The organism is Mucilaginibacter glaciei (assembly GCF_014773245.1).
GTDB lineage: Bacteria > Bacteroidota > Bacteroidia > Sphingobacteriales > Sphingobacteriaceae > Mucilaginibacter > Mucilaginibacter glaciei.
Genome location: NZ_JACWMX010000001.1, coordinates 473,429 through 486,517, shown reverse-complemented (window position 1 = coordinate 486,517; position 13,089 = coordinate 473,429). Strand labels below are relative to the sequence as shown.

The following is a 13,089-nucleotide window of genomic DNA, read 5'->3' as shown; positions in this document are numbered from 1 at the left end:
CAACGTATTTAAATGAAGCGACTGACCTTTATTATATTCCTGCTGCCTTTTTATTGTTTCGCGCAAAGTGCCGACGCTTTTTTACAAAGCGGTAATGCTAAAGCAAAAGCAAAAAACTACCAGGGTGCTATTGCCGATTTCAGCAGGGCAATAACCTTAAACCCAAGCCTCGCCAACGCTTATTTGTACCGTGCTAATGCCTACAGTAACTTAGATGATAATGAAGCCGCTATAGCCGATTTTACCAAAACCATTGAACTGAACCCGCGTAGTGTTGATGCATGGCATTTTAGGGCTAATGCCAAAAGTAACAGTAAAGATTATGAGGGCGCAATTGATGATTTTACCCACGCGCTAACCCTTGACCCAAATAACCCCGAGTTATATGAATACAGGGGCGTAGCTAAAGGAAACCTGGAACTGTATAAAGACGCCATAGCTGATTATGATTTGGCCGTACGTTTAAAACCGCTTGATGCCAAACTGATATTTTACAGGGCTAATGCAAAAACTAACCTGGGTAATTTCAAGGCTGCCATTGCCGATTATAGTATCGCCACTCGCCTCGATCCCAAAAACGCCGAGGCCTGGTTTTACCGCGCCAATGCCAAAAGCAACATCAAGGATTACGAGTCGGCCATTCCTGATTATTTAAAGGCTGCAGAACTAAATCCTAAACTGCCTGAACTATATCATTACCTGGCAAACGCGCAAAGTAATATGGGCGATGCGAAAGGCGCGATAGACTTTTTCAGTAAAGCGATAGCAACATCGCCAAATAAGGCCGAATTGTACATGGGCCGTGCTATTGCCGAAAGTACAGAAGAAAACAGCGCAGCCGCACTTGCCGATTTTAACAAGGCCATTAGTTTAAAAGCCCGCTATGACGAAGCTTATCAAAACCGGGCAGATTTGAAAGTAACCATCAAAGATTTTCGTGGGGCTATCAATGATGCCGATACTACGTTGCAGCTTAACCCTAAAAATAGTTACGCGTACGTATCAAGGGCTAAAGGAAAATTGGGCCTTACAGATTCTGTAGGCGCATTAGCTGATTTTGCTATCGCCATAAAAAATAACCCGAAAGGCAGCTACGCGTATTTGGGTAGCGGCAATATTAAAGCAGGCCAGGGGCAATATCAGGAAGCTATTGATCTATATACAGGCTCTATCGCTGCTTTTGAGCAAAACCCCGATGCTTATCTACGGCGCGCGGCTATAAAAACCACCCTGGGCGATATTGACGGCAGCTTTAGCGATTATCAAAAGGCAATAAAGGCTATCCCTAAAAATGCACAATTGTATGTCAATTATGCGAAATTACTCATCACCGCCGGCAGGTACCGTGACGCCATCGCTACATTGACCGATGGCATTGCCGTGAACCCCAAAGTGGTTGACTTTTATAGCTTACGCGGGGTTGCAAAAAGCAAAACAGGCGATAATACGGGTGCCCTTACAGATCATGACATGGCTATCAAATTATCGCCAAAGTCATCTGTAGCGTTCACCAACCGGGGCATCAGTTATGCAGCTTTAAAGCAATATGATAAGGCACTAACCGATATTAACAAAGGGATATTACTGAATGACGCCGACGACGAGGCATACCTTGCCCGTGCCGACCTTAAATTACAGCAAAAAGAATACACCGCTGCCATTTACGATTATATTAACGTTATACTCATCAACCCTAAAAGTTATAAAGCCTATGCCAACCGCGGCCTTGCCGAAAGCGCTACCGGTGATACCGTAGCTATGCGTAAAGACTTTGCAACCGCCGTTAAGCTGGCCCCTACCGATGATGTGGTTTATATAGCAAGGGCAAATGCGCGCATCAATCTTAAGGATCTTAACGGTGCTGTTGTTGACCTGAACAAGGCGATCACGCTTAACCCACAGAATGCGAATGCTTATTTAAGCCGGGGTACTATACTTGCAGAGCGCGGCGATAAAAAAAGCGGCTGTGCAGATTTTACCAAGGCTGCCCAACTTGGTGCTAATGACGCACTCGCTGCAATGAGAAAGTATTGCAATTAGCTACGCCGATACCTGAATATTTCAACAAACGGTTATTATATTTGTATAGCGATGCTACTTTCGCACCGCAATAGAAAAACCTATGTTGCAGATCAGTCAGCTTTTTATTTATCCAATTAAATCATTAGGTGGTATTGAACTCAAAACCTCGGCAGTCACCGACCGCGGCCTGGAGTACGACCGCCGCTGGATGCTGATAGACGATAATAACCGTTTCCTGTCGCAACGCGAAAATGCCCAAATGGCTTTGTTTAAAACGGCAATAGGTGTTAATGGTTTGAAGGTCACTTATAGCCTGGATTTGTCCTCAATAACCTTCCCGTTTATTCCATTAAATCGTAAAACTACGCCGGTTGTGATATGGGATGATATCTGCACCGGGCAATACGTAAGCGAGGGTGCAGATGCCTGGTTCACGTTAAAACTTGGCATCAATTGCCGTTTGGTTTACATGGCTGATGATTCACTTCGCCCTACCGACTTGCGATACACTAAAGAGGGAACAGTCACTTCGTTCTCTGACGGATATCCCCTGTTAATGATAGGGCAAGCGTCATTAGATGATTTAAACAGCAGGCTGAAGGAAGCCCTGCCCATGAATCGTTTCCGGCCAAACATCGTTTTCACCGGCGGAGAGCCATATAGCGAAGATACCTTTAAGCACCTCACCATAAACGGAATTGATATTTACGGCGTCAAACTTTGCGCACGTTGTGTAATGACCACTATTGATCAGGATACAATGGCTAAAGGCAAAGAACCACTTAAAACTTTAGCTGGCTATCGCCGAAAAGGCGCAAAAATACTTTTCGGGCAAAACATAGTAAGTGCGGGTGCAGGCACACTTAACGTGGGCGACGAAATACAAGTTCAGAGCCTGCAAACTGAAGAACGCTTTATTTTTAGTTAGCCCGGGCTTCAGCGGTTTGTTTAATTAATTGATTACGCTTTACAAGCAACGCTTGCATATAATCTTTTAAAAAGTATCTGTCGGCCAGCTTGCCTAATATACCCAACGGCGACTTGAAAATAAACTCATCAGTCATTAATGTACCGTTTCGCTCGCTTTTAAATTGATGCAAATGCCGCATTAATTTGAACGGCCCCTTCACCATCTCATCTATAAAAAAATCGGGGGAATACATCTCGGATATTCTAACAGTCATGCGCATGTTTACGCCAAAGTGTTTGGCTTGCCATGTTACCCGGTCATATAAACCAATTAACCCGGATGTTACGCCGTTAATTGCCCTTTCATTAGTATGAGCCATCGATTGCCGGTGCAGATCGATATCCCTCGACAAATCAAAATATAACGCAACCGGGGCATCAATGTAGGTAATGAGTTTAATTAGCGCCATTCCGTACGTTGCTTAACCACCTGCAAAATATTATTCTGAATATCTTTCATGATCCACCCCGCCCACCATGATGCATAAAAATTAAAGGTTGTCGTCAATTTAAAATGACTGTACAGGTGTAAGCGGAAAGTATCTTTATTTAGCTGCTGTAGAACATATGTGCCGTTAAGCACATCAAAATAATCGCCGCCAATTACAACATGTTTATCCATTGTGGTTGATGGAATTTCGTACGGATTGGCTTTGATTGAAAACACCATCCGGCGGTTATCCTCATAACTTAAAACCCGCTCATGAAAAACCAGTCCTTTCTCAAATATAGCTTTACGGTACGCACCAACACCATTGTAATTAAGTTCGGCCCGTACCGGCCTCGGAAACCCCAAGGTACGGGTTAACCAACCTTTGTCCTGTTCAGCTTTTATTTCGCGCACACGGGTTACGTTGTTCCAGATCTTTTGCTTACCTGCTTTAATGTCGATGTAAGTGTAAGCTTCATACTTACCAGGGATAACACCAATAAATTGCTCCGCTGGCGAAATCACAAATGGCAGCAAAACCAACAAAGAAATGTAGATTTTTTCGCTATCTTTTCTTCTCAATTTAAAATACCCGGCCGCAAGTCCTCCGCATGTCGCTGCAGCTAAAAATACGGGGAGTATCATTATCCAACAGGCTACACCTTCAATATTAAACAAAAGAGTAAGTACCAAAAAGGCAAGTATGGGTACCCAAGGCATGAATACCCGATAACTTATCGATCTCACTTTAGAAGTATCTGATAAGTAAATTGTTAAAGCACCTACCCCGAACGGAACAAGCAGCAGAAAACTAACCGACATTACCGCGTAAAGACTAGATAAATTATCAACACCAAAAACAAAGCGTGTGATAAAGGCAAGTACAAGTGGCAGGCCAATTATGATAGTAAGTTTTTTTGTGGTTAATATCATTGTGATAATAGTTATGTAGTGATCAATTATAACCGGATACTTAAAATGTCTTGAATAGCATTCTTCGCATCATTAAACTGAAACGTGTAGCCGGCATCCAGCAAGCGTTTTGGCACAACCCAGCGGCTTTTCAAGATCAACTCTGTTTCTGTACCGATTACCTTTGCCCCTATTTCCAACAACCATTTGGGTGCCGGTAACCCAAATGGCATCCCATACGCTTTACAGATAGTTTGCATCAGGTCTGCGTTTTTAATAGCGACAGGTGCGGTTGAATTGACGATACCATCAATCTCTGTATGATCTGCTAACCATTCTGTAATTTTCGCGGCATCTAATTCGTGTATCCATGCTACATATTGTTGGCCATTGCCCTGCTTGCCACCCATACCCAATTTAACCAGGTTAAGCAGCCTTGGGAAAACGCCGTCACTATGGCCTAAAACAATCCCCATCCTCAAAGCTACTTTACACGTGCCAGGCGTGTCAGCATCAAAAAAGGACTGCTCCCATTGTTTGCATACATCTATAGAAAAGCCATGACCAATTTCGCCTGTTTGTTCATCCTGAGCATGATCTTCGGCGTGGCGGTAAATAGTTGCTGATGTTACATTTATCCAAAGCTTAGGTGGACTGGGCAATTCTTTAATCACCTCTCCCAGTAGCGTTGTCGGCACCACCCTTGATTGGATTATCTCTCGTTGGTTTGCAGCGGTATAACGGCAATTGACATTTTTACCGCAAAGATTTATTAATAAGTCGGCATCGTTTAAATCAGCGGCCCATTCGCCTTTGGTTTTACCATCCCACAGAACTGTTTTAATATTACCATCAACAGCTTTAGGTTTACGGCTCAATACAATTATTTGAGATGCGAGGTTTTTATAATGAGTGGCCAAAACTGTACCGAGGTATCCATTACCACCTGCCAAAATTATTTTATTGTATTTCATGATAGCACTTAAATTAAAATAACAGCCAAAATCAGCAATCGGTAAACCACCCATGTAACGGTAAGCAACCAGCCTAAATGTAAGAGTTTTGCGCGACGGATATGTTCTAAAAACATTAGCCCCGCTACAGCCAAAAAACATAAAGTACAAATGATCGCATTAAGCGCAATAAATTGAGCAAGCAGTAAAACAGGCATTAATAGTAAAGCACCAGCAAATGATATCGTCATCATATTACCTAAATACTCCCAGCGCTTCACAGGCATGTAAATACTGATAACGATACCTTGAAAAACGACTTGCCCCCCGCAGATATAAAATTCACGCAATGGGTTGCCTATTGGTACAAATTGGGTTAAGTGATGGGCGTAAAGCGTTAATATACCGCCGACCGCTAACCATGTAAGCAGCAGGAAAGCTATACGGTATTTCAATTTAAACGCCGGCTGAATAGTACTATTTTCTGAATTACTTGCGGGGATGATTACCCGGCGGTTATAAGATATAAATGCATAAACCTTTCGCATAAACCATAAAAAGGGAGCAAAATTAAACACTGGTTTAAATACAGGAAAGCTGTTACCAATTATTTTAAAAACGCTGTCAACGCCATAATACACCCGGCCGGTTTCCGTATTTACCAAGGCAATCTCATTAACCGCGCGTTGCATATCAACCATCGGGCAAACAGCATGTGGCATGTTTTGATAGCTGGCGCGTCCATTAACATCCAGCATGCCCGTTTGTGTAAAAGCGTTGGTATACATTTTGCACATCGGGCATTCTGCATCGTATAAAATAATATGGTTTGATAACGTTTTCATGATAAAGTGATATTATTGTTGAACAAATGTTGCCTGATTTTTTTCGCCTTTAGCTTGTTGCGCCTTGTTACGCAGTTTAAAAAAGATGATAAGGTTAAAAAAGTGCATCCCTCCCAATATCAAAATGATCCAGCCCAATTTATAACTCAGCGTTTCTATCACTCCCTGAACGCTGACAATACTGCCGGTTTCTTTAAGGGCTAGGCTCATATAGCCAACATTAATAAGGTAAAAGCCAACCACCAATAGCTTATTCACGCTATCGGCAAGAGGTGTATTACCATGGAAAATATCTACTAAAAAAATACGCCCATTGTTAAATAAAACCCTGGCAACCCAAATGGTTAATAAAATGCTTACAGTTATGTAAAACGTGTAGGTTAAAATAAAGTAGTTCATGATGTTTAATTGTTTAATGTAAATATATAAATTATTGAATTTTCAGTATAAAATGAAAGTTTAAGATAAAAAACTATTTAAATATTTTAAAAATAGATCCGAAAAACCAGCTTTCATCAGCTTTTAGCATAGTTTCTAAAGTACGGTTCACATTTTTTGCCAGTTTATTGATATCAGTTACCGATTTTTTGAAGGTTTTAAATGCAGGGTCTTTATCATCCCCCTTCAATTCAGTAAGTTCGTTTAAGATTTTGATCACAGGCTCCAGTTCGCGCTTTTTACGCTCCTGTGCCACTTGGCGGGCAATGTTCCAGGAATCTTTGTCGGCAAAAAAGTATTCTTTTCGCTCACCGGCTTTGTGCTGTTTCTCCACCAAACCCCATCCCATCAAATCGCGAAGCGTCATGTTAGCATTGCCGCGCGATATACTCAATGTTTCCATGATCTCTTCAGTAGTTAAAGCCTCGGGCGAAACCAGTAACAAGGCATGTACCTGGGCCATTGTGCGGTTTATCCCCCACTCGGAGCCCAACTTGCCCCAGGCTTCAATAAACTTTAATTTTGCCTCTGCTAATTCCATGCAACAAATATAAAATAAACTTTTTAAACTTTCAAAATTTATTGAAAGTTTATTTTATAACCCCTGAAATAATTAGCCTGATCTTTTTCTTAACTTAAAATTTACTCTGTAAAATTGCGTTGTTAACTTTTGTGGGTTGCCCGCTATGAAGTAGGCACTTAATTTTACATCTTTACCCAATGTTCAGAGAAATAAAGAACCGGTACCTGAGATATCTTACCGTATTTATATGTTTTGTTATCATCTTCTTCTGCGCCATTGAATTAAACTTTCTTTGGCTGTTTGGCTACTCGCCGGATATGCAGGATATCAAAACGCCTACCATGTCTTTATCGTCAGAAGTTTACACTGCTGATGGTAAGCTGATCGGTCGTTTTTATAAAGAAAATCGCTCCCCTGTCGATTTTAAGGGCATCTCTCCTAACCTCATCAATGCACTGGTTGCAACCGAAGATGTACGCTTTTACAAGCACGGCGGTGTCGATTTTTATGGTTTCGCCAGCAGTATGATCTCGACTGCCAAAGGTGGCCGCCGCGGTGGCAGCACCATTACGCAGCAACTGGCCAAAAACCTATTTAGTACCCGTAAGCGTAAATCGCAGGGTATCATCAGGCATGTTCCCTTACTCCGTACAGTCGTATTTAAATTCAAGGAGTGGCTTACCGCTTATAAGATAGAGCACTTGTACAGCAAAAATCAAATCATTACCCTTTACTTTAATACCGTCCCCTTCGGTAATAACTCTTATGGCATTAAAACGGCTACTTTAAAGTATTTCAATAAAACCCCGGATGCCGTTAGCCCTGCCGAAGCGGCTACCCTTGTAGGTATGCTGAAGGCTACATCTACCTACAATCCGATCAACAACCCTGAAAAAGCGACAGAGCGACGTAATGTGGCTTTAAGCCAAATGGAAAAATATGGTTACCTAACCAAAGCCGCCTACACGGCCGAAGTACAGAAACCTTTGGGTTTAGACCTCAGCTATGTTGATCGCACTGGGCAAAGCGACTCTTATATCCGCCGCGCGGTTGAAAAATGGCTGGATAAATGGTGCAAGCAAAATGATTATGACCTGTACGAGGATGGGCTGAAGATCTATACCACCATCGACTCGAAGTTACAGCAATATGCCGAGGAAGCAGTAGCCCAAAAAATGAAGATGCTGCAAAAAAGATTTAACAACCTTTGGGGTAATAAAAATCCCTGGCGCGATTCGAAAGGTGTGGAGATCAAAGACTTTTTATTAAAAGCCGAGCAGCGTTTGCCTATCTACAAACTACTCCAAAAGAAGTATAAAGGCGATACCACGCAGATCAATAATTATTTTGAGAAGAAAAAAGAGATGACCGTATTTACCTGGAATGGCGACAAGGATACCACCTTCTCCAGCGTAGATTCGATAAAATATTATACGAAGATCCTGAATACCGGGATGATGACCATGGAACCATCTACCGGCAAAATTAAAGTTTGGGTCGGCGGTATCGACCACAAATTCTTTAATTACGACCACGTAAACCAGGCTAAACGCCAGGCGGGCTCAACTTTTAAGCCTTTTGCTTACGTTACTGCATTAGATAACGGCTTTACCCCTTGTGATAAATTTACCGATAAACCTGTCACCATTAAATACAAGGATAATGGCAAAGATGATGTTTGGCAACCTAACAATGCCGATTTTCATTTCAGTTACCGCGAAATGTCGCTGCGCTGGGCAATGGGTAAATCTGTCAACTCGATCACCGCGCAGGTGACCGAGCAGGTGGGCTGGGATAAAATTGTACAGTACGCGCACAAGATCGGGATCGAAAGCCCGCTGAAGTCGGTGCCATCTGTATCATTAGGCTCTAATGATGTTTCAGTGTATGAAATGGTGCGCGCCTACAGCACTTTCCTGAACAAGGGTGAAAAAGTTGACCCATTGCTGGTAACCAAAATAACCGATCAAAAGGGAAATATTATTGAAGAATTTACTTTAAAGGCCGAACGGGTGTTGAGCGAAGAGACCGCCTGGTTAATGCTTTACATGTTCCGCGGGGGTATGGAAGAACCGGGCGGCACATCACAGGCCTTGTGGGAGTATCCTGGCTTATGGAAAAAGAATAACCAGATTGGCGGCAAAACCGGCACCTCGAGCGATTATGTGGATGGATGGTATATGGGGATCACTAAAGACCTGGTAACGGGAATTTGGGTGGGTGCGGATGACCGCAGCGTACATTTTACCTCATCAGAAACCGGCGAAGGATCACATACCGCGCTGCCGATATTCGGCACCTTCATGGAAAAGGTTTATGCCGATCCGAACTCCGGTTATACTTATGGCCCGTTCCCGAAACCGTGGAGTAAAATATCCAAAACATACAATTGCCCGTCGCCGCAGATCCGCGAGGATACCACATCGACCGACAGCACCGCTATGCCTGCAGACTCCGCCGGGACAATAACCATCCCTCCTCCCGCAACCGAAGAAACGCCGGAGCCTAAACCAACTGCACCGCCAAACAAATAGAAATACAATGCCTGCTTTGCAGGCATTTTTTAATTAGATTAGCATATCGTATAAAAAGCTGTGTATGAATAAACGTTACCCACTTAAAAAGTTAGTAAAGTATCCATTTATATTGATGTGCCTTGCATCGTTGCTGTTTAATCAGCAGGCTAAAGCGCAATACTTCGGGCAAAATAAGGTGAGGTATAAAAACCTTAAATTCAAGGTTTACAAAACACCGCATTTCGAGATCTACTACTACATCAAAAATGATAGCGTGATGAAACGATTTGCCCAGGAGAGCGAACTTTGGTACACGTTGCACCAACAGATCTTTCGCGATACCTTCAGCAAGCCCAACCCCATTATCCTGTATGCCAACCACCCCGATTTTCAACAGACTACAGCTATCGATGGTGAGATCAGCGTAGGTACTGGCGGTATTACCGAGGGGCTTAAAAACCGGGTGGTGATGCCTTTTATGGAAACAAACCAAACCACCCGCCACGTATTGGGCCACGAGTTGGTGCATGCCTTTCAATACCATACGCTATTAGGTAAAGATTCCGCTAATTTTGAAAATATTGGTAACCTGCCGCTGTGGATGATAGAGGGTATGGCCGAGTATCTTTCCATAGGTAAAAAGGATGCCTACACCGCTATGTGGATGCGCGATGCTTATTTGAACCACAACATCCCTACCATCAAAGAGCTTACCGAAACCAACAAATTCTTTCCTTACCGTTATGGAGAAGCGTTTTGGTCGTTCATGGGGTCGACTTATGGTGATAGCATCATAGTGCCATTCTTTAAAAATACCGCCCGCTTTGGCCTGGAATATGGCATCAGGCGCACATTTGGTTATGACGATAAAACACTGTCGCGCCTTTGGAAAAACTCTATCGAACAAACTTACAAACCCTATCTAAAGGATACCACCCAAACACCGGTAGGCAAGCGTGTTATTGATGATAAAATAGGCGGCGATTTGACCGTGGCGCCATCTGTTAGTCCTGACGGGAGGTACCTGGCGTTCCTATCGTCAAAAAGCCTGTTCAGCATTGACCTTTACCTGGCCGATGCGCAAACCGGGCGGATCATTAAGCGGCTTACCAGCAAAGTATCTAACACACATATCGATGAGTTTAACTTTATAGAGTCGGCGGGCGCATGGTCGCCGGATGGCAAGCGGTTTGCCTTTAGCGTATTCAGCAAGGGCCGCAACAGGTTACTGGTTGTAGCCGTGCCGGACGGCCGCGTACTGAACGATATTTCGATGGAGAAAGCCGAACAGTTCAGTAACGTAAGTTGGTCGCCGGATGGTAAGAATGTCGTAGTTCAGGGCCTATCCGAAGGGCAGGGCGACCTGTACCTGTACAATTTCGACACTAAAAAGGTAAGGCAGTTAACTAACGATAAGTATTCTGATTACCAGCCCAGCTTTTCGAAGGATGGCAAAATGATCATCTACTCGAGCGACAGGGCTACTTACGATACCCACAACGCGCAGGATATCTCCTTCAACCTGGCAGAGCTGGAAATAGCTACAGGTAAAATAATCGATATCAAGATTTTTAACGGTGCCAATAATCTTAACCCCATGTACTCGGCTGATGGTACGCAGATCTATTTCCTGAGCAACAGGGATGGTTTCCGTAACCTGTACCGTTATACGCCGGGCAATGGCAAAGTGGAACAAATGACCGATCTTTTTACTGGTATTTGCGGTATCACCGAGTTTTCGCCGGCATTGAGTGTATCAGATAAGGACGATATTGTTTACTCTTACTACCGCAGGCAAAAATATAGTATCTACAATGCCAAGGCCAGTGAATTTAAGCCGGTAACCGTTGATGGTGGCACTACTAATTTTGAAGCGGCGATGCTCCCTCCGCCGCGCGCCGTTGGGGTCGATTTGATCAATAGTAACCTGAATAACTACCTGGCCTATCCGCGCATCCCTGTGGACTCCATCCGGTCGATTGCTTATAAACCTAAGTTTAAACTGGACTACCTGGCCAGCAACGGCGTGGGTGCTTCGGTAGGGACTTACGGTACGGGATTGTCCAGCGGGATCCAGGGGGTTTTCAGTGATATTTTAGGCCGTAACCAAATCTACGCAGGTGCGGTAGTAAACGGCGAGATCTATGATTTTGGCGCGCAGGTGGTATACATTAACCAACAAGGCCGCTGGAATTTCGGTTTGGGCATCTCGCACATCCCTTATCAATCGGGAACGTTTGGCTCCAGCTTTACTACGATAGACGTAAACGGCAAGCCTACCCCCGTTTATGAAGAACGTACCGACATTATCCGCACGTTTGAAGATGCGGTGAAAGCGTTTGCATCGTACCCTATCTCCCGCTCAACCCGTGCCGAGATTGGTACCGGTGCTGCCCGTTACTCTTACCGGGTAGACCGATACAGCACATATTACCCGTATACTAACACCACGGTCAATGGTGCCAACCAATTACTGATAGGCAATGCGATAGATTTTAAAAAGCATAAAATAAGCCGCGAGCAGTTTCAGAGCGAAACCGGGTTTGACCTTAAACCTTTCGAGATCTATAACGTGAATGCCGCGCTGGTGGGCGACAACTCTTACTTTGGTATTGCAGCGCCACTTAACGGATACCGCTACCGCCTGGATGCTACCTACAATGTGGGGACGTATAACTTCTTCTCGCCTACAATCGATCTGCGCAAGTACGTACGTGCCGCGCCGGTTACCTTTGCAGCAAGGCTTTACGGTTACGGCCGCTTTGGCGACAACGCCACCAACCTCTACCCGCTGTATGTGGGCTACCCTTTCCTGATCCGCGGGTATGAAGCGCAAACCTTTTACAATTCAAACAACCTCACCACTAACGGCTTCACTATCGACCAGCTTTCGGGCAGCCGGATAGCGGTGGCTAATTTTGAGATACGCCTGCCGTTTACCGGACCGGAGAAACTGGCGGTGATCAAATCGAAGTTCCTGTTTAGCGATCTGAACTTCTTTTTTGATGCGGGTTTAGCCTGGAACAAGGGCAACCAGATCAAGTTTCAGCAAGGGCCGGATGTGACAGGCAAAGACCCTGCTACCGGCGCTGTAACCTACAACACCAACCAACGGGTACCAGCTTTAAGCGCAGGCATATCGCTTAGGGTTAACTTCTTCGGTTACTTTGTACTGGAGCCTTATTATGCCGTACCATTTAACCGTACCGATGTTAAGAAGCCTGTTTTTGGGTTAACGTTTGCGCCGGGATGGTAGTTTATTAGATGAAAGAGTTTTTGAACCAGGGGACAAGATAAAAACCATATTTGGGTTTACAAAAGTTTACATAATTCGCTTTTCAAACACCTTATTTTATTGAAAATCAAATAATTGTAAAAATAGTGGGTTTACACTGCCACTGTTGATAATTCAAATGGTAAAGAACTTCTCGGATTTGAGTTTTTGTAATCGTTATTACACACGCAGAACGCATGCGCCAAC

The 13,089-nt window shown here is 43.9% G+C and carries 10 protein-coding genes; 4 read left to right on the top strand and 6 right to left on the bottom strand.

Features of this window, described 5'->3' with window-relative positions:
* Window positions 1–12 precede the first annotated feature (12 nt).
* Together IDJ76_RS02235 and IDJ76_RS02230 are read left to right on the top strand one after the other, a co-directional pair.
* On the top strand, window positions 13–2,040 hold the full coding sequence (locus IDJ76_RS02235; RefSeq protein WP_191160293.1) for a tetratricopeptide repeat protein: 2,028 nt from the start codon (window positions 13–15) through the stop codon (window positions 2,038–2,040).
* Between the two features lie 82 nt (window positions 2,041–2,122).
* Window positions 2,123–2,950 carry an MOSC domain-containing protein gene (locus IDJ76_RS02230; protein WP_191160291.1) on the top strand — a complete coding sequence of 276 codons (828 nt, stop codon included), beginning with the start codon at window positions 2,123–2,125 and terminating at the stop codon, window positions 2,948–2,950.
* Here IDJ76_RS02230 and IDJ76_RS02225 read toward each other — a convergent pair.
* From IDJ76_RS02225 to IDJ76_RS02200, 6 genes are all read right to left on the bottom strand, one after another.
* Window positions 2,943–3,401, bottom strand: a complete 459-nt coding sequence (locus tag IDJ76_RS02225; RefSeq protein WP_191160289.1) for an SRPBCC family protein — start codon at window positions 3,399–3,401, stop codon at window positions 2,943–2,945. The genes IDJ76_RS02230 and IDJ76_RS02225 overlap by 8 nt on opposite strands.
* Window positions 3,392–4,354, bottom strand: coding sequence for an SRPBCC family protein (locus tag IDJ76_RS02220; protein WP_224746156.1), 963 nt, complete (start codon window positions 4,352–4,354; stop codon window positions 3,392–3,394). Before IDJ76_RS02220 ends, IDJ76_RS02225 begins: the two co-directional genes overlap by 10 nt.
* Before the next feature lie 26 nt (window positions 4,355–4,380).
* Entirely contained in the window at window positions 4,381–5,307 is a 927-nt protein-coding gene (locus tag IDJ76_RS02215; RefSeq protein ID WP_191160287.1) for a TIGR01777 family oxidoreductase, read from the bottom strand.
* A gap of 8 nt (window positions 5,308–5,315) precedes the next feature.
* Window positions 5,316–6,131 carry a DCC1-like thiol-disulfide oxidoreductase family protein gene (locus IDJ76_RS02210; RefSeq protein ID WP_191160285.1) on the bottom strand — a complete coding sequence of 272 codons (816 nt, stop codon included), beginning with the start codon at window positions 6,129–6,131 and terminating at the stop codon, window positions 5,316–5,318.
* A gap of 12 nt (window positions 6,132–6,143) precedes the next feature.
* Window positions 6,144–6,530: a hypothetical protein gene (locus IDJ76_RS02205; protein WP_191160283.1), complete on the bottom strand. Its 387-nt coding sequence runs from the start codon at window positions 6,528–6,530 to the stop codon at window positions 6,144–6,146.
* A gap of 73 nt (window positions 6,531–6,603) precedes the next feature.
* A complete protein-coding gene (locus IDJ76_RS02200; RefSeq protein ID WP_191160281.1) occupies window positions 6,604–7,110 on the bottom strand; it encodes a GbsR/MarR family transcriptional regulator in 507 nt (168 codons plus the stop codon).
* Window positions 7,111–7,289: 179 nt separating this feature from the next.
* Here IDJ76_RS02200 and IDJ76_RS02195 point away from each other — a divergent pair, with 179 nt between their 5' ends.
* Window positions 7,290–9,626, top strand: a complete 2,337-nt coding sequence (locus IDJ76_RS02195) for a penicillin-binding protein 1A (RefSeq protein ID WP_191160279.1) — start codon at window positions 7,290–7,292, stop codon at window positions 9,624–9,626.
* Between the two features lie 64 nt (window positions 9,627–9,690).
* Window positions 9,691–12,864 (top strand): PD40 domain-containing protein, encoded by a 3,174-nt coding sequence (locus tag IDJ76_RS02190; RefSeq protein ID WP_191160277.1) that lies wholly within the window; start codon window positions 9,691–9,693, stop codon window positions 12,862–12,864.
* Window positions 12,865–13,089: the final 225 nt, after the last annotated feature.